Genomic DNA, 19226 nt, shown 5'->3' on the forward strand with positions numbered 1-19226 from the left:
AAATCACGAACGTTCGTAAATGATTTTAAGACTTAAACGAACGAGAAAAACGGCACTTTTTGAGCAAAAACAAACCGTTCGTAAAAGTGTACTTTTTCGAACTGGGGATACAATAAGAGTTAGGCATTAAAAAGCCTCCTTTTATCACGTGTTATTTATAGAATTTTCGTTTATTTCAAAAAACTATTATATTTAGATGAAAATTTGACCATATTAGTTTTAAGTTTATAAAATCATGGAGGTTAAATAGAAATCAAAATGAAGAACTTAAGACTAATTAAGGTATTGGTAATTCTTAGTGTTCTTTTATTATCCTTCCTCGTTGTTCTTTCTCAAAAGAAGTATCAAATTAACATATCAAGGAATCAAGCTGGATGGGTTATCTATGTTAACAATAAACAAGCACAGGTGAAATCTAGAACTAAAACTCCCAAACGAGTTCAGGCACAGGTAAAATCTAAAACTAAAACTCCCAAACGAGTTACCCCAACTGAAAATATAGAAGCAACCGTAGGAGTCAATGGTTTAAACGTTCGAGACCAACCAAATTTATCTAGTTCGGTAATAGGAAAATTAAATTTGGGAACAAAAATAACCGTCAAAGATGAACAACCTGGATGGGCAAAAATTGAATCCTCTTCTGGCGTTCAGGGGTGGGTATACACAAATTACATCGATAAAGACACAGCTAGCAACAATGAAACACAACCTGTTAGTGGATCCACAACATCAGCAGACCGTACTCAAAATAGTCAGGAGCCCCTTAAAGGAAAAACCATTGTTCTTGATCCAGGTCATGGAGGGAGTGATGATGGAACGACCAGCATTATTGGAACACATGAAAAAACATTGACCTTAGTAACAGCTAAAGTTGTTAAACATAAGCTGGAAGATGCAGGGGCTAATGTTATTATGACTCGAACAAACGATACTTATATTCCCTTAGAACAACGGGCAGACCTCTCAAACAAAAACCATGCGGATGCTTTTATAAGCTTTCATTACAATTGGATAGAAGATCCATCGATAAATGGATTGACTGATTTTTACTATCGAAAATCAAGAGATAACATTCTGGCATCGGATATTTTAGAGGAGGTCATCAAAACAACGGGATTAAAAAACAATGGAACAAGATTCGATGACTTGGATGTTTTACGAAACAATTCACGACCAAGTACACTAATTGAACTTGGCTTCCTTTCTAATAAACAAGATGATGCGGTTGTGGAAAGCTCTGCTTACCGTGATAGGGTAGCCCAAGGGATTTATCTAGGGTTACTCGATTATTTTTCCATCAAAGGACAAGTAACTTAAAAAAGATCAAAGACACAGACAATAGAATATGATGTCTTTGATCCTATTTGTTTTTTTAGATATTTATTAACGTTTGACTAACGCAATATTTCGTAAAAGTTTGTTAAAAACAGAAAACGTTCATAAAAACAGCTGTATCCTGCTTTCAAATCAATTTATATTTGTAAGTTCCTGAATGGAACGTTGAATTTGATTCTTATCAAAATGCTCACCAATGAATACAGCTACTGGTTCTACTGACTGCTGTGGGTTTATTTTAACAATTTCAATTTCTCTGTATGCAAATTGAAACAAATAATACTCTTGATCCTGTGCGAATTTAACAACTCCTTTAGCGCGATACACTTCAGTAGGTATTTTACTAAACAGCTTCTCGAATTTCTCACGATCAACTACCCCATTGAATCGATGAGTATAGGTCATAACGTGATTATGAGTGTGATGTTGAGAATGCTCGTTCGTTTTTTCAATAGAGGGATGTTGCTGTTCATTCTGGTCGTAATGTTCAGATTCTCTATGGATAGAATTAAACATTAGGCCCATATCAATTTCACAACGCACTGTTTCTATAATCTTTACATGCTGATTTAATTTTTCAAGCATGTTCTTGACTTCGTTGATATATTCAGTTGTGAGTTGGTCAGTTTTATTTAACAGAATCAAATCGGCACAACGAATTTGTTCCTTTATAAGGCGAAGGCTCTTGCCTCTTTCACGATGCGCAAGTGCAAGAAAGTGTGGAGCAGAGACAACTGTTGTCACTAGTCTTAACTCAATGTCTGCCTCTAAAGTAGCATTTGTAATCCCTTCAATAAGCTCAAGAGGATTAGCGATCCCTGTTGACTCAATGATAATTATGTCTGGTTTAACTCGGCGGTAAAGATTTAACAGAGTTGAACTTAAATCTTCTCGCATTGTACAACAGATACACCCATTTAACATTTCTGCAACCGGCACCTCATCATTGATGAGTAGGCCATCCAAATTGACATCTCCTATCTCGTTCATGATTACGGCTGGTCGTTTCCCGTTCAGTTGAAGATACTTCAACATATTCGACAGTAAAGTCGTTTTTCCACTACCTAAAAATCCCGAAAGGACATATACAGGTATCACTTTCTTTTCATCTTCCTCTCTAATTCCTTAAATTAGTACTAGACTAGCTTACCTAACGTTAAATGTATCGATATTATTTGATATGTAAAGTTTGATCTTTATCGGTGTTTCAACTTCATTAGATTTACAAAATCGCTATTCCCTCTCTCTAATAAATAAGGTTGAAAGTATTAATTAGTTGTTTTATCGAATGATACAGAAGCATACGCATCGTGAAGATGGATGGATTCTTCATTACGACATTCTACTTTAAATGATTGGATAAATGGCATTTCATATAGATCTGCAGCCACAAGGCGAACCATGTCCTCGACAAAGCGAGGATTTTCATAAGCTTTTTCAGTCACTATTTTTTCATCGGGACGTTTTAAAATCGGGTGAATTACAGCACTGGCGTTGGATTGAGCAGCGTTTAACAGAGTAACTTTCCAGTCAATCGATTCATCATAATCATCCGTTAACAAAACATTCATTTTAATGAACCCGCGTTGATTATGTGCACTGTACTCACTAATTTCCTTGGAACAAGGGCATAAGGTGGTTACCGTACAGGTTAATTCAACCTTTCTTTCTACAATCTTTCCATTTCGATACGAAAACAAGATTCTTGCATCAGCACAGTTCAATCCTGTAAGAAGAGATGAAGGGGCTGTTTGTTCATAAAACCAAGGGAAACTTACTTCTAGTTTTGCATCCTTTTGGCCCAAACGTTCTGATAAATCTTTAATAAAATCGGATAGTTGCGAAAAGGTTAAGGTAAATCCTTGTCTTCGATACAGCTCCAATTGTTCTGTAAAACGACTCATATTTGTTCCCTTTACATTATGAGGAATAGTGGATGTCAGCGTAAAGGTAGCAATAGTAGTTTGCGTTAGTGGCTCTATCGTTGAGATAACAGTAACAGGAGTTTTAACGTTTGTAATACCAACGGCATCTAGTCCAAACAAGAAATTTTTCTTCATATTTTGTAAATCTGACATCTTTTCTTTTTCACTTGGCTTCGTTTTTAATCCTGGTTCTATGGAGCCAAACAGCTTTAATCGCTCACTCTTCGGGGGAAGTTTAAAATCTTTCATACATACTCCTTTATAATTCAATAAGCAATACATAACTATTAAATTATTACCATTTTAATAACTCTCCATTTTGGAGTCTTTACGTATTTCTCTGACTACATGGGATATCTCTGGTATAATGAGTTTTTCCATAGCTAGTTTGACTGCCCCACTAGATCCTGGCATGGAAAAAATAGCAGTATTATAAGCTACACCGGCAACGGCTCTGCTTAAAATTGCTGCAGAACCAATATCCTCTATATAACTAAGCATTCGGAATATCTCCCCAAATCCAGTCAGTTCCTTTTCTAATAAACTTTGAACAACCTCCACTGTAACATCACGACTTGCAATACCTGTTCCACCATTTATTAAAACAACATCAATCTCTTTATCATGACATCCCTTTTTAATAGCTTCTTCAATTACCTCAAAATCATTTGTAACAATTTCATAATCATGTATTTTATGGGAATTTTCTTCTAACAACTTGATAATTAAGTTTCCACTTTTATCTGTTTCGTTCGTCCGTGTGTGTCACTTACTGTGATGACTTTGCAATTTACTTTTTTAGGCGATTCTTTCTTATGCTGCTCAACACCCATTTTCTTTCCCTCCTCTTGATAACTTTTATCTTCATCTATTAGAGAACTAATCTCGCATTAATTCCAAAAATAGAGAGAAGAAGTTAATCAAATTCTTTAAACTTATAGTTGTACCTCGAATTTAATTCCACAGATTCTTCATCTAAATAGACTCTGCTTTCAGTGGTCCTGTTTTGACAACAATATTTTCCCATATAGGGAGCCGTTTCTTGATCTAAAGTAGCTAGGACCAACTGACAGATACGCATTCCTGCTTTTAATTCGATTGGAACACGGTTAGCATTATAAAGTTCTAAAGTGATATGCCCTTCAAAACCTGGGTCCACCCATCCGGCATTTTGAATAAATAGACCTAATCTTCCAATGGAGCTTCTTCCTTCTACAAAAGCAGTCATATTATTAGGTAAGCGGATCCACTCAAGGGCAGATCCTAATACGAAGGATTGAGGTGGTATAATAATCGTATCTCTACAAAATTCTTTATAGTCGGCGGGTTTGTCAATTTTAATAAGTGGAACAACCTTTTCATCCACTGTTAAAAAATGATTGGATAACCTTAAATCAACAGAAGCAGCCTGTAGTTGCAACTGTGATAAAGGCTCTATCATTAGCTCCTTTTCTTTTAACTTCTTCAAAATGGTCTTATCAGAAAGAATCACACTCTAACCTCCTATCATATTCTATTTGCTTTTGCCCAAAATGCTTAGGTTAGTATGAAGAAGTACTATTAGTGTATTGTTCCCTTTAAAGTGATTCTAAAAAGTATGCGCCTTTGTCAAATAAAGGCGCACAAGGGATAAAACGTTCCTAATTACGTAAATCTTTTTTATTTTGTTTCGCGATGTAATGTATGTCTTTTTAAACGAGGGCAATACTTCTTTAATTCCAATCGATCTGGATGTGTTCGTTTATTTTTGGTTGTAATGTAATTTCGATCCCCTGTTTCTGTACATGCTAAAGTTATTTTTACTCTCATCATAAATTCCTCCTAATTTTGTTTTATGCTTCCACAAATGGCGGTAGTGGATCTTTAAAAGTAGACCACTCTATCGTTAGTTCCTCTTCGGTTAACAAACAGTCATCAAGAGTTTTTTCAATCTCTTCCTGTTTCATGTCGATTCCAATCATAACAAGCTCTGTTAATCGATCACCATAAACTTCATCCCATCTATCCAATAATTCAGGGTCTTCCTGAAAAATCTCTTGTTGTTCCTCTTTAGGATAAGCTGCAATCCACTCTCCAGCCCCTTGAAATGTGATGGACGGGCCAGCTTGTGACAACAATGCTACTGTATTATTACGGGATGCCAGCCATATGAAGCCTTTTGCCCGAACAACTTCCACTGGCCACTCTTCTAACCAGTTCATTAATCTTTCCGGATGAAAAGGAAGGCGTCTGCGATAAACGAAAGATGTGATTCCATACTCCTCTGTTTCTGGTATATGTTCATTATTTAATTCTTTTATCCAGCCGGCACCTTGGCTTGCTTTTTCAAAATCAAATCGTTCTGTATTTAACACTTGTTCCAGTGGAACTCTGGAATGATCTGTTTCAATAATGCAAGCATCCGGATTTAGTTTTTGAAGGACTGACTTTAATTCACGTCTATCTTCTTTTTCTATCAAGTCCACCTTATTTAATAAAATAACGTTGGCAAACTCGATTTGGTCAATTAACAAATCAACTACTTCCCTTGTATCACTTTCATCAGTCCCTTGTTTCCGATCAAGCAAGCTTTCACCAGAGGAAAAATCATGCCAGAAACGATTCGCGTCAACCACAGTCACCATCGTATCCAGTCTGCAAAAAGCCGATAAATCAATTCCTAAATTTTCATCAACGTAGGTAAACGTCTGGGCAACGGGGATTGGCTCACTAATGCCGGTTGATTCAATCACAATGTAATCAATGTCTCCTAGAGAAGCAAGCTTCTCCACTTCTTTGATTAAATCTTCCCTCAGCGTGCAGCAAATACATCCATTCTGCATTTCCACCAGTTTCTCTTCTGTACGCGAAAAGCCTCCCTGCTTTACTAAAGACGCATCAATATTAACTTCACTCATATCATTAACAATCACAGCAACCTTTTTATTTTCCCGATTAGCTAAAATGTGATTTAATAATGTCGTTTTTCCTGCTCCTAAATATCCACTTAATACGGTTACTGGTATTTTCTTCACTTTTATTTCTCCTCTTTAAACCTGAATGATTACGATTTAGATGATATATCTTTACACCTAATCATTTGATTTTTTCTTTCCATACGAAATTAAGATAACGAAAATTGGGAAGCATAGGAGTCTTGAATAGTCATAATGTCTATATCTTTCCCAATTAACACCATACAAGGATCTAATGTAATTTTTAGCGGAAAATCCCCTATGTGAACTTGATTCGAACTGTATTGAAATGGATACAATCCCGGTTTATCTTGCAAGTATATGTATCCTTTTCCACGCATAATCCCTTCTGGCAATGATTTTAACCATTTCTTTAGTTGTCTTTTTGTTACAGAAGGCACATCTTGAAATGTTATGGTTTTAATGCTGGTGTGCTGTACATGATCATGATGGTGTTTATGGTGATTACAAGAAGAATGCAGGGAATCCCCACAACAATTTGTTTGATGTTGATGGGAAAAGACAGTCGTGTTCGATCGTTTTTGTAATAATTGTCTTAGATCAACATTTCCATATGAAGTTTTTATTACCGGTGTATTGGTATCTAGCAACTTACTTATTTTCACTTCAATTTTTTGTAATTGTTTTTCTTTCACAAGATCAACTTTATTGAGAACAACCACTGTTGCCCCCTTAATTTGGTTTTTAAGCAAATCACGTATGGTTTTCGAAGTAAATATATCTTGATTATCTAAGTATGCATTTGCATCAATCATACTAATGACGGATTGTATGTCAAACGAATTCACAAAAGGGGGACTGGCGATTACTTCTACGATCTCTAACGGATTGGCAACACCTGTTCCTTCAACAAATAATACATCTATCGGTTTTTCCATGTGTGACTCTACCAGAGTTGTTAAGGTAGCTTTTAAATCTTCTTGAATGGAACAACAGATACATCCATCCAATAACTCAAATACATTTTCGTCTTCAAACAAGTGATTTTCAACATTCACACTTCCTAGCTCATTTAAAAGAATGGCAGCCTTCTTTTTTTGTGATTTACAATATTTTAATAAATGTAGCAGTAATGTTGTTTTTCCGCTTCCCAAAAATCCTGAAATAATATAAGTCGGTATTTTTTTCAAAATAATCCTCCTCGAATATCAATGGGATAATAAAACCTAAAATTTAGTCTTATATTCCAACTTATATGACCAACATCACCCATAAATAATTGATAAACACCCCATTCTCCCAACGAAATTGAAATCGTAACCATTACGATTTATATGATAGCAATTGTTAATTTACCACTTTTTTATTTTTTGAGCAAGTCTTTGTTAAAAATATTATAATTATTTTCCTTTTGTGTAATAACGTAAGTTCTGTAGGAATTGGCTCCGTATGGTATGTACTACTTAAACCTGAATAAGACAGCACGTCCCCTACTTACGGATTGAACCCATGTTTATCCAATTTATGTTGCATATGGATTAAACATAGGTTAAAATAATATCACCTAAATCGTAATGATTTCGTTTTATCTTTAATAAGTTGTAAATACAAGGAAAGGGTGTAATAGGTGTAGTAAAAAAATCAAGTAAAGACAGCTATCAATTTTAAATCGTAATGATTTCGATTAAAAGAAAGGAATGAAAAATATGGCTACATGGGATTTAAGTAAGTCTAAAAATCATGTTCTTATATGTAATGGGAGCAGCTGCAGCAGGGTGGGTGCAGAGGAACTAACACAAGCAATTCGTAAAGAAATCTCTGACCGAAATGCGGACGAAGCAATCCATACAACCCGAACTCGTTGCAATGGAAGATGCCAAGATAAATGTGTTGTCATCTCCTATCCTAATGGGACTTGGTATAAAGATTTAAAACCTGAGGATGCCTCCATCTTCATTGATTCCCTTCTTGCAGGTAAGGATTATAAAGAAAAGATAAGCCATTTATTTAACGGTGAAGGTTTTGAACGAGTAAACGGAGTAGTCACCGGGATACAGAAAGACAAAGAAAAAGTAAGCAAAGTTTCGAAAATACTTTAAAAGGAGTAGAAAATAATGACTTTTGTAGGATCAAAGAAAATCCCAGTCACCATTCTGACTGGATATTTAGGTGCAGGAAAAACAACACTTTTAAATCGAATATTAACGGAAAAGCATAACCAAAAGATTGCGGTTATTGTCAATGAATATGGAGAAGTTGGAATTGACAATCAGCTAGTGGTTAGTGCAGATGAAGAAATTTTAGAAATGAACAATGGCTGCATCTGTTGTACAGTACGTGGGGATTTAATTCGCATTTTACGCACACTCGTTTTTTCAATGGAACAAGGAAAAACGAGCTTTAATCGAGTTTTGATTGAAACTACGGGATTAGCGGATCCTGCTCCAGTTGCCCAAACCTTCTTTATGGATGAATTACTTTCCGAAAAATTTGAAGTGGACAGCATTATAACCGTAGTCGATAGCAAGCATATTACAAAACATTTGGATAGCTATGATGAAGCGCAGGAACAAATTGCTTTTGCAGATGTGCTTATTTTAAATAAAACAGATTTAGTTTCGGAAGATGCTTTAACTAAGTTGGAACGAAGGATTAGTCAAATGAATCCAACAGCAAAAAGATTGCATGCAGAAAATTGCAATATAAAACTAGAAAATATTTTAGGTATTCACACATTTGATGTGAACCGAAAGCTTGAAATTGATCCCCATTTCTTAGAGGATCATCATCATCACGACCATGATGATAAGGTGTCATCAGTTGCTTTTCAAGAAGAAAAGCCCCTTGATCTTGACATGGTAGATAAATGGATGAGTTCCCTTATTCAAGAGAAAGGGGAAGACTTATTACGCTATAAAGGTATACTTTATGTTAAAGGTATACAAGAACGGATTGTTTTTCAGGGACTTCATATGCTGTTTTCAGGACGACCTGACAGGCAATGGAAAGAGAATGAAAAAAGAATCAGTGAACTCGTTTTTATTGGTAAGGATTTAAATAAAGAAGAATTAGAACAGCAATTTAAAAATTGCATTGCATAGCAAATTGACAAATCTCTTTATGATACTAACCATCAACTATCGGAATATTAGGAAGAAAAGTTATGTAAAGTTACGATAAAAGGGGGAAACATCTATACCATGCTTGATAACCTGTACCGACAAGTTATCATGGACCATTATAACTACAAAAGAAATTTTAAGGACCTTTTCGGTAGTACAATCAGAAAAGTGTATTATAAAAACCCTACTTGTGGGGATGTAATGACTTTATTTATTGAACTTGACCAAAATCAGGTACGAAACGCAGCGTTTACAGGGGAAGGCTGCAGCATTAGTATGGCATCTGCCTCAATGATGACGGAACTCATTAAACATAAATCAGTTAAAGAACTTTCATGTTTACGAATTGCTTTTGAACAGTTAATCCGACATGGAGATATAACTGATGGGATCGACCTTGGTGACTGCCTATCGCTTCGATGGGTACATCAGTTAAAAGCTAGACACAATTGTGCATTAAATGACCTGGCAAGCTTTAGATAAGATTTTAAAAAATGAAAAGGAATATTGCACTACTTTAAGGAGTTATTAGTACTGGAAACTGATTACTATTGCAAAAAAGAACAAAAAAACTAATTCCAACGGATTAGTTTTTTGTTCTTTTATTATGCCATTTCTATCTTATTTCAAGTACTTTTAAATTAATAACCGGTAATAGACTTATATTCATTTATAAATGCTTTACGATCCGTTCGGCTGCTTGTCTGGCTCCAGAAATGTTACGAGCAATCGGGCCCATTTCAAGCTCTGCTAATGCACCGGTAACATATAAATCCTGACCCCATTGTAAGGTTTTCGTTACGATAGGATACCCACATTCCGCACAAGGTAAATCCAAAGTCTCCACGATTGGCAATATCCATTCACTTCCAGGTAGGCATGGTAAATATCCAGTTGCAAGCAGTACAGTCCCTGTTTTTTTAATAAATTTTCCATCCTTGTCGAAAAGATGAATGCAAGCATTCTTAATATGACCTTGAACGATCTCCCCTTCTTCAACAACAAGGGATTCATTTTTGATACGATTTAATAGCTTTATATATAAATCACGGGGAATGGAACCCCTATGTCTGGCACTTAAAATCTCCTCCCTCCTTTTTACATAATTTTTTTCATTTCGAAAAGCATTCTGCAGTTTTGGACCTAACCAGCCTGGATCGCTATCAAAATCATGGATCCTGAATGAATGCCGTTTCAACAACGTGACTTGATTTGGGTACAGTTCACTTAACTTCAGTGCCAAATGAATAGACGTAATTCCTCCCCCTACAATTGTAATGGGAAGCTTCATCCTTTCGAATTCAGGTATCGTTTCATCGAAAATATGATAAACACTTCCAGGAGATTGTTTATCAAGATCCATTGCCCAATCCGGCATATTGAGCTGTTCGCTTATTCCAATGGCCAATACAAGCTTTTTCCCCTTTATTTCACGTCCGTTTTTCAACTGTACCTGCCAGCCTTCACTTGTTTTAAATGCCTCCAGTACCTCTCCTTGAACCCATGTCTCTCTTATCATTAGGTCATTTACAAGATGATCACAGTGATCGTTAAACATTTCCAGTGATGGACGCTTATATTGACCATAAAAGGCAGTACTTTGATGATAGGAGCCCTTCTTTACAAATGATTGAAGACTAAACGGATCAACGTCCAAATGATGAACGGATGGGGAACGCAAATATGGCATCGAGATCACCTTCGTATTTCGCTTCCAATTTGCTAATGGTTCGTTATTACGGTCGATGATCGCAAGTTTATCCACCTTTGTTTTTCCCGTTTTCAGCATAAAAACTGCTAGCGTTACTCCTTGAATTCCACCGCCAATAATTACCCACTCATACATAAAAAACACCGCCTATAACTGACTAAGAAACAAATATAAAAGCCCACTGGTTATCCTTTCTTCCTTTCACATATCTCATCATCTCCGTACAATCAATCCACTTCATGCGATTACACCTTTCCTCTATCACCTGATCCATTTCTGCCTGTGCCTCATCCATTAAATCCTTTATGTATGAAATATGGAGTGAAAAATGATCTGCTGCTGCTTTAAATGGTGGCTTTTCGCAAAGTAGCTGAATAAACTGCTCCTCATTTATTGAGATTTCCTCCAATTGATTTTCTTTACTCTCTATAAACTGATAGATTTCTCGCTTCAGATCCGGTAATTTTAAAACAGCACTACGATGTAAAAATCCCCATAAAATTGGATTCATTCTGTACACCTCCATATTTCCAGATAAGTTCAGCCATCAATTTTCTCAATATGACGGCTGAACGAGTATAACATCTACCAACTTGATTTCTTTACTCCCGGAATTTGCCCTTTATGAGCGTACTCCCTAAAAGCAATCCGAGACATTTTAAACTTTCTTAAATACCCTCTTGGTCTTCCTGTTACCTCACATCTATTCTTTAAACGTGTCGGTGATGAATCTCTAGGAAGTTTCCTTAGTGCCTCAAAGTCCCCTTTTTCTTTTAGCTCCATACGAAGTTCCGCGTACTTCTTCACCATTTCCTGACGTTTCTTTTCCTTTACTATTTTCGATTTTTTTGCCATTACTAGTACCTCCTATTATTGTCATCCATCCTTATTTAAACCGTAATAATTACGATTTACACATTAAAAAAATAGATCAATTTTGAAGTATTTTTTGATTAAAAACAGGTTTATCATTCTCCTTTCCTTTGTTTTGATAATTGCATAATATTATAAATCGTAATCATTACTATTTTCAAGTTTTTCTTCAGGAAACCCGATATTACTTTGACTAAGTAGACGGAAATTGATCCAATCATGTTGTTCACATCTTTCTCAATTTGAAAAACATTACTCTTTGAAAGGGATATGAACGGTATCAATTAAATCATTTAAAACCAAAGACAATATAATCACAAAGATGAAAAAAGAAGATTTCATAAAGATACTGAACATTGAAGAAGATGGATCACAAACTTCACAATCGCAATCTGCCCCATTTAAATCGCTGTTCAAAAGACGGAAACAACCGATGATAAAAAGGCTTATCATTGTAAACAACAAAAAAGGAATCATCTTGGGTTCCAGTATGATCAAGATTTTGTTTGATACATAAAGCTTAAAAATTACTAAACTAAAACCAATTAAAAGGATTCCTTGTAATTCATTGTTAAATTGCCAAATAGGAACTTGCTTTTCCTTCATTCTTTAAAAACCTCCATTTATTAGGTGTCCTGCCAGCAAAGACAGAAGAAGTACTGTTATCGTAACAACAAGAAAATAAAAAAGGACAAATTTACTTTTGAATGAAGATAACATCACAAATACATTCTTTAAATCTAAAATTGGACCATAAACTAAAAAAGCTAATATAGCACCTGGATGAAATACATGTCCTAGAGAAGCCGCAACAAATGCATCCGCTTCTGAACAAAGTGAAAGAATAAAAGCAAACGCCATCATCATGATTGTTGAGTTTACAGGGTCTTTTGCCGGTTCAATTAGCGTAGATTGCTGAACATATACTTGAGCAATGCTTGCAAGAAATGCTCCGATCATAAACACCTTTCCTACAGCAAAAAATTCCTGGCAAGTATGGTGCAATACCCCCTTTAACTTTGAAGATCCTCGGTTTTGATTTAATGACCAGTAAAGAGTCAAATCTTCCATATTATTCTTCAGAATGTTCACTTTGTTAAAACTAACATATATTACTGTTCCAGCAATAACAGCTATAAATATACACAAAATAAATCGTCCGTATAAAATTTCAGGCTGATGTTGAAAGGCATAATAGGTAGAACCAAATACAACAAAATTCAATATTGGTGCTCCAATCAGAAGTATGGTCCCGGCATGCACTGGCATCCCCTTTTGAATCAATCTTCTGACTACCGGGATAATTGCACATTCACAAACAGGAATGATGGCAGATGCAATTAATGCTGTAATCATTGCAGGGATTGGCCTTTTGGGGATCAATCTCTGTATGATATCTTCGGATACAAATATTTGAATCACCGATGCCATAAATGCACCAATGACGATAAAAGGAAGTGCTTCGAGTAAAATCCCAAGAAAAACAACAAATACAGTCTTCCATTCATCTTGAAAAATAACTTCTATGATTTGGGGGATTTCATCATTTCCAAAGAAAAAAAGATACACAATAAACAAAAATAAACCAAATAGGAATATGTCCTTTAAAGAAGATGAAATTGTCATAATATAGCCCCTTTTAAAACGAAATAATTACGATTTATTATTACGCTTGTCTACTTTAAGACATTCCTGTTTTTTGTAAACCAACAAAAAGGATATCATCCGAGTTGGATTTTTTCAGAAAATGTTGACATTATAATTCGTAATGATTACTATTATTAAAGTATAAATCGTAATCGTTACGAATAACTTTTATTGTAATCTTTGAATCTAGTGTTTGAAAGGAATGGACTAAGTGAACGATGCCATTACGCTTAATAACGTGAATGTCTACCTTGGAGGAGAATGGATTCTTCGAAATTTGTCATTCAACGTGGCCCCTGGAGAATTTATGGGAATTATCGGTCCAAATGGAGCAGGTAAGACAACCTTACTGCGGGTGTTATTAGGAATGATTCAACCACAGGATGGAACGGTGAAAGTAGGTGGGAAAAATATTAAATCTGCGGGTTCTTTGATTGGGTACGTTCCTCAATCGCGTCAGATTGATCCGGAAACCCCTATTCAGGGGAGAGATTTTGTAAGCTTTGGATTGCCGCATAAATATAGGCCTTGGCTTACAAAGCAAGATCGTATACTGGTAGAAGAAGCTTTACATTTGACGGATTCAGAAAAATATGCTGATAAACCACTTGGTAAACTTTCAGGTGGCGAGAGACAACGACTGTTTTTAGCACAAGCACTACTTCGAGACCCCGAGGTGTTATTACTAGATGAACCGACCTCTAACCTTGACCCTGGTGCACAAGAAAACCTTGCAGCTGTAGTTGAACGAGTCAACCGGGAACGTGGAATCAGTGTAGTATTTGTAAGTCATGATGTGAATTTAATCTCTAAATATGCGCATCAGATCTTGTATTTAACACGGGAACAATATGTAAAAGGAACAGTTGAAGATGTGATGCAACCTGATGTATTAACGAAGTTATATGGTGTACCGGTTGAAGTGACTAGGTCAGGGACAAAGTTTCTGATGTCATCTCCAAATATAATGGAACCTGTTTCACCAATCTGCGTTCATTCACATTCGGAAGTTTCATAGGAGGTAACTGATGTTTCAATATGATTTTATGCAACATGCTTTTGTAGCGGGTACGTTGGTTGCGGTCATGTGCGGTGTAATTGGGGTCTATGTCATTGCAAGAGGTGTATCCTTCATAACCCACATGTTCTCCGAAATTGGATTCGCGGGAGCATCGTTCGCAATTTATATGGGCTGGAACTCATTAAACGGCTTACTGCTTTTTACCACTACAAGCGCATTGGCAATTGGTCAATTGGGGACTAAAGTGTTCCGAAGAGATCTATCCACCAATGTTATCGTAAGTATTTTTCTTGGACTTGGGCTGCTTTTCTTATCTTTATCGACTAAGAATGCTTCTGCGGCATTTTCTATCCTCTTTGGTAGTGTGTTAAGTATCAGCAGCCAGCAAGTTTGGGAGGTTTTTAGTTTATCTATAGGAGTATTAGTCTTGCTATTAATAGGGTTTAAAATGTTAACCTTTGACTCCTATGATCCTGTGGGTGCTGAGGCTGCAGGTTTGCCCGTTCGTGGAATCTCCATTGCCTTTTTACTCATTCTCTCTATTGCAGTGGTTGGCGCGGTACAAATTGTAGGAGCCCTTCTTGTATTTACCCTGATGACTACGCCTGCTGCAACAGCTCGTCACTTAAGTCAAAAGGTGTCTCGAATGATTCTTTATTCGGTTCTCCTTGCTATTATCGGTTTATGGTTGGGACTAGTAATTGGATATTATACGAATCTACCAGTTAGTTTCTTTATTACCGCTATACAAGCAATTTTTTATTTTGCTGCACTAAGTTGGAGGAACTATCGTGAGCGAATTCGGACAAAAGGGTCTTTAGATAAAACCAGTACAAAGTCTTTTGCATCTTAATCAATTTAATTATGGAATAAATATTTAAAATAGAGGAGTAATCTTAAAATGGAAAACAAAATCATGCGAAAAAAATGGTATTCACTTTTAGCTGTAGGGTGTTCTGCTTCCCTTATACTTCTGTCAGGTTGTGCTGATTCATCAAAAACAACAACTTCAGCACCAGCTGGGTCTGATTCTAAAATTAAAATCGTTGCTGCTGAGAATTTTTACGGTGAAGTAGCAAAAGCTGTAGGAGGAAATCGTGTAGAGGTTACGTCGATTTTAGATAATCCTAACGTTGATCCACATGATTATGAACCTACTGCTGAAACCTCTAAGTTAGTTAATGATGCCAAAGTTATCATGTTTAATGGAGCTGGATATGATGAATGGATGGATAAGGTGATCAAAGCTTCATCCTCTTCTAATTCAAAATCAGTAATCAAAGTAGCTGAGGACCTTATGGGGAAAAAAGAAGGAGATAATGAACATGTTTGGTATGACCCCACAACCATGCCTAAATTAGCCATCAAAATAGCAGATGATTTATCCAAACTGGATCCAACTCATAAGGAAGATTTCAATCAAAGAGCACAATCTTATATAAAGTCGCTTGAACCATTAAAAGAGAAAGTTCAAGAACTAAAGCAACAATCTGCAACTAATATTGATGTTTCTGAACCGGTATTTGATTATATGGCTAAGGCTTTAAACCTAAAGGTTAATAATTCAAAGTTTGCTAGGGCAATAGACGAGGGTACTGATCCTGCACCATCAGATATTGCAGCTTTGCAAAATGATTTAAATGGAAAGAAAGTTAAATTACTTGTCCATAATACTCAAAATTCAACTCCGGTGGTAGATAATATCGTTAAACTAGCAAATTCCAACAGTATACCAATTGTAAAGGTAACCGAGACTAAGCCAAAAGGGAAAAATTATCTCCAATGGATGGTAGATCAACTGGACGATGTTGCTAAAGCAATAGAAAGCAAGTAACTTGGAGATGTTAATTAGATGAATGCGAATAGCGCTTTACAGTTGTTAAAAGTAAAGGGTTATAAATACACTGGTAAAAGAGAATTAATAATGCATCGTATTTATAATGAAAATCGATATTTGTCTGCAAAGGAAGTGTTTGGATTTATGCAAAAAGATTATCCAAACCTAAGCATTGACACCATTTACCGAAATCTGTCCTTGTTTGAGGAGCTTAGTATATTAGAATCGACAGAATTTGAAGGAGAAAGGCTTTTTCGTTTTGCTGGTTCAAATGATCACCATCAGCATCATATAATTTGCATCAAATGCCGGAAAACGATACCTTTTGAGGGATGTCCTATGAATAACATATCTAATGTACCAGATGGGTTTGAGATTACTGGACATAAATTTGAAATTTATGGTTATTGTAAGGATTGTGATTAGTAGATAAAACCTTTTGGGTAAAATAGGCGTGTATGCCCCCCTCGACGTCACACACCACTGCACGTTCTTAATCGGCAATGCTATTAAATTAAGTTAGAATTTCATAACTTAAAGACTTTCAGCCCTCCTTGACTCAAGAATGAGTTATCGAGGGTTTTTTGGATTGAGCTATAGACGATTCTATATTTCTTTTACTATTAAAAATAACTTTAATCCCGCGTATTCTCCAGAGTTTTTGCCGATAAAACAAAAGCCAAGATAAGAAGATTTTTATACATTCTTTCTTGGCTTTAATACGATTTTTCTTTAGCTTCCAATTACTACTTTGGTATTGTATTTTATATTATTATAAATCCATTTTGCATCAGGAATTGCAAGTCTTACACAACCATGGGAAGCCTCATGCCCTAACTTCTTTGCCTCACTTGTAATCACATTACCATTTTCATCCATTGCAACTGAATGAAATAAATATTCTCCATGATTCTTCCACGAAACCCAATATTTAGCACCCTCTTTTACTCTTGGAGAGTAAAACCATGTTCCTCGCTCTCTTTGTATATAAAATGTTCCTTCAGGTGTGGAGGTTTCAGGATTAGAATCTATCCCTGTAGATACAACCATAGTATATATAAGTGCGCTACCCTTCATTATGTATACCCGTTGCTTTGCTTTTGAAACTTTTATCCATATTGGATCATTTGATCCTAATTTTGGATAGGCTCCTCCGGTAGGTAATAACCAGTTAACTTCTTTAACTTTTTGGTTTTTGCTAGATAAACTTTTTTTTACAAGCGGTTTTGAATTTACTTTTTTATCCATTCCTGCTGATTTCTCATTTACATGTGTGTTAGAATTCCCACATCCAGATAGAAAAATCATACTGCATAATAAAAAGCCAAAGCCTATTCCTAATGATCGACGAAGTTTATCCATCTTTATCTCTTCTTTCTTAGAGTAGTCATTACATTTAAATATTAAAATAATTCATCAGTATAAAAAAGAGTATTTTTAATGGTTTTTAATAAAAAATATCTTTTTTAGTATTTAAACATTATTAACACGTAAATCAATTTTTAATGAATGAACTTCAGAATGACGTATAACAATATGATAGAGCTACTAGATTAAGGAGGTAGATTTCGTAATGGCATTTTAAAATAGGGAGCTAAAAGATAATTTTGCTTTCACTGCCCTTTTTGTGCATTAAGAAAAGCTGCCAAAATGACAGCTTGATATGCAACTCATACACCCGTTTAAGTAATATACTTCACAAACTTGCAACTCTTATAAAAAGTGGCTATTCAAAAAGTCGTTGAATTAAAGTTTATTGAATAAGCCAATCCTATGTGAATCAATCTAATATGGATAGTTTTAATGCCTCTAGGTTGTTTTTCATAACTCCAATATAGTCAAGCCCTTTTTCTTGCTCGTCTTTCGTTAATCCTTCTAATGGGTTTAATACTTCTGTTTTAGCACCAATTTCATTAGCTAACGTTTGAGCAACTTTTGAAGAAGTTAATCCCTCAAAATAAATAATCTTTATATTTTTCTTTTTAGTTAAATCAGCCAATTCCTGTAATTTTCCAAGACTTGGTTCCACATCAGGGGATAACCCTGCAATTGGAATTTGAGTTAAACCGTATTGTTTTGCTAAATATCCAAATGCAGCATGTTGTGTCACAAATTCTTTTTTCTTCGCTTTATCAATTGTATCTTTGTATAAATGATCTAAATCAACAAGTTGTGATTTAAAAGCTGAAGCATTTTTTTCATACTGCTCTTTATTTTTTGGGTCTTTCTGCTCCAATACCTGCGTAATATTGTCAACCTCTTGTTCTGCTAAAACAGGAGAAAGCCAAACATGTGGGTCTTTGGAAGAAGAACTCGCTTTTTGGTTCCCCTCTTCCTCAGAAATTCCATTGATCAGTTTAATTCCTTTAGAAGCCTCGACAATTTTCAAGTTAGATTGGTCAATACTACTTAAGACTTTATCGACCCAGGTCTCAAAGTAACGGCTATTGTAGATAAAAATATCTGCATTTTGAATTTTTTCCATATCCTTTGTAGATGGCTCCCAATCATGGGGTTCCACTCCATTTGGTATTAGAAGGTCAACATTTGCAGAGTCGCCAGCAACTTTCTGGGCAAAATAATACATTGGATAAAACGTGGTGACAATTTGTAGTTTTTTAGTGCCATCACTTGCTTTTTCTCCATTCGTCTTAACTGCATTTGAGCAACCACTTAACAACAAAACAAAAATCATAAATGGGTAAACAAATTTTTTCATTCTTGCTTTTCTCCCTCCAAAATGTATTAATTAGGAATTATTACGATTTAAAACGCATAAATATTTTCGTAATATCACAGATTTTTAGAATTTAATAAATCGTAACTATTACGAATTGTAT

At 35.5% G+C, this 19226-nt stretch carries 21 protein-coding genes and 1 pseudogene; 8 read left to right on the forward strand and 14 right to left on the reverse strand.

Annotation, left to right across the window (positions count from 1 at the left end):
* The first annotated feature begins 258 nt into the window (after window positions 1–258).
* Complete coding sequence (locus J2Y67_RS00720; protein ID WP_310169590.1) at window positions 259–1317, forward strand: N-acetylmuramoyl-L-alanine amidase; 1059 nt, start codon at window positions 259–261, stop codon at window positions 1315–1317.
* 150 nt (window positions 1318–1467) lie between these two features.
* Here J2Y67_RS00720 and J2Y67_RS00725 read toward each other — a convergent pair whose 3' ends face one another.
* From J2Y67_RS00725 to J2Y67_RS00755, 7 genes and pseudogenes are all read right to left on the reverse strand, one after another.
* A complete protein-coding gene (locus tag J2Y67_RS00725; RefSeq protein WP_310169591.1) occupies window positions 1468–2433 on the reverse strand; it encodes a CobW family GTP-binding protein in 966 nt (321 codons plus the stop codon).
* A 170-nt stretch (window positions 2434–2603) separates the two neighbouring features.
* Window positions 2604–3509: a GTP cyclohydrolase FolE2 gene (gene folE2, locus J2Y67_RS00730; protein ID WP_310169592.1), complete on the reverse strand. Its 906-nt coding sequence runs from the start codon at window positions 3507–3509 to the stop codon at window positions 2604–2606.
* 54 nt (window positions 3510–3563) lie between these two features.
* Window positions 3564–4093, reverse strand: a pseudogene (locus J2Y67_RS00735) (MogA/MoaB family molybdenum cofactor biosynthesis protein).
* An 83-nt stretch (window positions 4094–4176) separates the two neighbouring features.
* Window positions 4177–4752, reverse strand: a complete 576-nt coding sequence (dcd, locus tag J2Y67_RS00740; RefSeq protein WP_310169593.1) for a dCTP deaminase — start codon at window positions 4750–4752, stop codon at window positions 4177–4179.
* A 167-nt stretch (window positions 4753–4919) separates the two neighbouring features.
* Entirely contained in the window at window positions 4920–5069 is a 150-nt protein-coding gene (rpmG, locus tag J2Y67_RS00745; RefSeq protein WP_144548409.1) for a 50S ribosomal protein L33, read from the reverse strand.
* 23 nt (window positions 5070–5092) lie between these two features.
* Window positions 5093–6274 carry a GTP-binding protein gene (locus J2Y67_RS00750; RefSeq protein WP_310169595.1) on the reverse strand — a complete coding sequence of 394 codons (1182 nt, stop codon included), beginning with the start codon at window positions 6272–6274 and terminating at the stop codon, window positions 5093–5095.
* 89 nt (window positions 6275–6363) lie between these two features.
* Window positions 6364–7365 (reverse strand): CobW family GTP-binding protein, encoded by a 1002-nt coding sequence (locus J2Y67_RS00755; protein ID WP_310169596.1) that lies wholly within the window; start codon window positions 7363–7365, stop codon window positions 6364–6366.
* 516 nt (window positions 7366–7881) lie between these two features.
* Between J2Y67_RS00755 and J2Y67_RS00760 the strand changes: the two genes are divergently transcribed.
* From J2Y67_RS00760 to sufU, 3 genes are all read left to right on the forward strand, one after another.
* Complete coding sequence (locus tag J2Y67_RS00760) at window positions 7882–8274, forward strand: (2Fe-2S) ferredoxin domain-containing protein (RefSeq protein WP_308914558.1); 393 nt, start codon at window positions 7882–7884, stop codon at window positions 8272–8274.
* A 15-nt stretch (window positions 8275–8289) separates the two neighbouring features.
* Window positions 8290–9276: a CobW family GTP-binding protein gene (locus tag J2Y67_RS00765; protein ID WP_310169598.1), complete on the forward strand. Its 987-nt coding sequence runs from the start codon at window positions 8290–8292 to the stop codon at window positions 9274–9276.
* Between the two features lie 129 nt (window positions 9277–9405).
* On the forward strand, window positions 9406–9780 hold the full coding sequence (sufU, locus tag J2Y67_RS00770) for a Fe-S cluster assembly sulfur transfer protein SufU (RefSeq protein WP_310170233.1): 375 nt from the start codon (window positions 9406–9408) through the stop codon (window positions 9778–9780).
* A 187-nt stretch (window positions 9781–9967) separates the two neighbouring features.
* Here sufU and J2Y67_RS00775 read toward each other — a convergent pair whose 3' ends face one another.
* From J2Y67_RS00775 to J2Y67_RS00795, 5 genes are all read right to left on the reverse strand, one after another.
* Entirely contained in the window at window positions 9968–11143 is a 1176-nt protein-coding gene (locus J2Y67_RS00775) for an FAD-dependent oxidoreductase (RefSeq protein ID WP_310169599.1), read from the reverse strand.
* A 22-nt stretch (window positions 11144–11165) separates the two neighbouring features.
* The gene (locus J2Y67_RS00780; RefSeq protein ID WP_310169601.1) at window positions 11166–11519 is read right to left on the reverse strand and encodes a hypothetical protein; all 354 of its coding nucleotides are present in this window, start codon (window positions 11517–11519) and stop codon (window positions 11166–11168) included.
* Window positions 11520–11593: 74 nt separating this feature from the next.
* Window positions 11594–11863 carry a 30S ribosomal protein S14 gene (gene rpsN / locus J2Y67_RS00785; protein WP_308914553.1) on the reverse strand — a complete coding sequence of 90 codons (270 nt, stop codon included), beginning with the start codon at window positions 11861–11863 and terminating at the stop codon, window positions 11594–11596.
* Window positions 11864–12133: 270 nt separating this feature from the next.
* The gene (locus tag J2Y67_RS00790) at window positions 12134–12487 is read right to left on the reverse strand and encodes a DUF1980 domain-containing protein (RefSeq protein WP_310169603.1); all 354 of its coding nucleotides are present in this window, start codon (window positions 12485–12487) and stop codon (window positions 12134–12136) included.
* A gap of 3 nt (window positions 12488–12490) precedes the next feature.
* Window positions 12491–13507: a permease gene (locus J2Y67_RS00795; RefSeq protein ID WP_310169605.1), complete on the reverse strand. Its 1017-nt coding sequence runs from the start codon at window positions 13505–13507 to the stop codon at window positions 12491–12493.
* Window positions 13508–13739: 232 nt separating this feature from the next.
* On the opposite strand from J2Y67_RS00795, the gene J2Y67_RS00800 reads away from it, so the two are divergent.
* Genes J2Y67_RS00800 through J2Y67_RS00815 form a run of 4 tightly spaced genes read left to right on the forward strand, consistent with a single transcriptional unit; the run spans window position 13740 to window position 16812 of the window.
* On the forward strand, window positions 13740–14546 hold the full coding sequence (locus tag J2Y67_RS00800) for a metal ABC transporter ATP-binding protein (protein WP_310169607.1): 807 nt from the start codon (window positions 13740–13742) through the stop codon (window positions 14544–14546).
* 10 nt (window positions 14547–14556) lie between these two features.
* Window positions 14557–15402 carry a metal ABC transporter permease gene (locus tag J2Y67_RS00805; protein WP_310169609.1) on the forward strand — a complete coding sequence of 282 codons (846 nt, stop codon included), beginning with the start codon at window positions 14557–14559 and terminating at the stop codon, window positions 15400–15402.
* Window positions 15403–15450: 48 nt separating this feature from the next.
* Window positions 15451–16383: a metal ABC transporter solute-binding protein, Zn/Mn family gene (locus J2Y67_RS00810; protein WP_310169610.1), complete on the forward strand. Its 933-nt coding sequence runs from the start codon at window positions 15451–15453 to the stop codon at window positions 16381–16383.
* Between the two features lie 18 nt (window positions 16384–16401).
* The gene (locus J2Y67_RS00815) at window positions 16402–16812 is read left to right on the forward strand and encodes a Fur family transcriptional regulator (protein WP_310169612.1); all 411 of its coding nucleotides are present in this window, start codon (window positions 16402–16404) and stop codon (window positions 16810–16812) included.
* A gap of 306 nt (window positions 16813–17118) precedes the next feature.
* Here J2Y67_RS00815 and J2Y67_RS00820 read toward each other — a convergent pair whose 3' ends face one another.
* Complete coding sequence (locus J2Y67_RS00820) at window positions 17119–17748, reverse strand: L,D-transpeptidase (protein WP_310169614.1); 630 nt, start codon at window positions 17746–17748, stop codon at window positions 17119–17121.
* Between the two features lie 418 nt (window positions 17749–18166).
* Window positions 18167–19105: a metal ABC transporter substrate-binding protein gene (locus J2Y67_RS00825; RefSeq protein WP_310169615.1), complete on the reverse strand. Its 939-nt coding sequence runs from the start codon at window positions 19103–19105 to the stop codon at window positions 18167–18169.
* Between the last annotated feature and the right edge of the window lie 121 nt (window positions 19106–19226).

The sequence above is a fragment of the Neobacillus niacini genome (genome assembly GCF_031456445.1).
GTDB classification, from domain to species: Bacteria; Bacillota; Bacilli; order Bacillales; family Cytobacillaceae; genus Neobacillus; species Neobacillus niacini_I.

Excerpts from the sequence above, each read along its gene's own strand:
- J2Y67_RS00805 (WP_310169609.1), top strand. The coding sequence starts at position 14,557 with ATGTTTCAATATGATTTTATGCAACATGCTTTTGTAGCGGGTACGTTG.
- J2Y67_RS00780 (WP_310169601.1), bottom strand. The coding sequence starts at position 11,519 with ATGAATCCAATTTTATGGGGATTTTTACATCGTAGTGCTGTTTTAAAA.
- J2Y67_RS00810 (WP_310169610.1), top strand. The coding sequence starts at position 15,451 with ATGGAAAACAAAATCATGCGAAAAAAATGGTATTCACTTTTAGCTGTA.
- J2Y67_RS00760 (WP_308914558.1), top strand. The coding sequence starts at position 7,882 with ATGGCTACATGGGATTTAAGTAAGTCTAAAAATCATGTTCTTATATGT.
- J2Y67_RS00820 (WP_310169614.1), bottom strand. The coding sequence starts at position 17,748 with ATGGATAAACTTCGTCGATCATTAGGAATAGGCTTTGGCTTTTTATTA.
- J2Y67_RS00765 (WP_310169598.1), top strand. The coding sequence starts at position 8,290 with ATGACTTTTGTAGGATCAAAGAAAATCCCAGTCACCATTCTGACTGGA.
- J2Y67_RS00795 (WP_310169605.1), bottom strand. The coding sequence starts at position 13,507 with ATGACAATTTCATCTTCTTTAAAGGACATATTCCTATTTGGTTTATTT.
- J2Y67_RS00790 (WP_310169603.1), bottom strand. The coding sequence starts at position 12,487 with ATGAAGGAAAAGCAAGTTCCTATTTGGCAATTTAACAATGAATTACAA.
- sufU (WP_310170233.1), top strand. The coding sequence starts at position 9,406 with ATGGACCATTATAACTACAAAAGAAATTTTAAGGACCTTTTCGGTAGT.
- J2Y67_RS00720 (WP_310169590.1), top strand. The coding sequence starts at position 259 with ATGAAGAACTTAAGACTAATTAAGGTATTGGTAATTCTTAGTGTTCTT.
- J2Y67_RS00825 (WP_310169615.1), bottom strand. The coding sequence starts at position 19,105 with ATGAAAAAATTTGTTTACCCATTTATGATTTTTGTTTTGTTGTTAAGT.
- rpsN (WP_308914553.1), bottom strand. The coding sequence starts at position 11,863 with ATGGCAAAAAAATCGAAAATAGTAAAGGAAAAGAAACGTCAGGAAATG.
- rpmG (WP_144548409.1), bottom strand. The coding sequence starts at position 5,069 with ATGAGAGTAAAAATAACTTTAGCATGTACAGAAACAGGGGATCGAAAT.
- folE2 (WP_310169592.1), bottom strand. The coding sequence starts at position 3,509 with ATGAAAGATTTTAAACTTCCCCCGAAGAGTGAGCGATTAAAGCTGTTT.
- J2Y67_RS00775 (WP_310169599.1), bottom strand. The coding sequence starts at position 11,143 with ATGTATGAGTGGGTAATTATTGGCGGTGGAATTCAAGGAGTAACGCTA.
- J2Y67_RS00815 (WP_310169612.1), top strand. The coding sequence starts at position 16,402 with ATGAATGCGAATAGCGCTTTACAGTTGTTAAAAGTAAAGGGTTATAAA.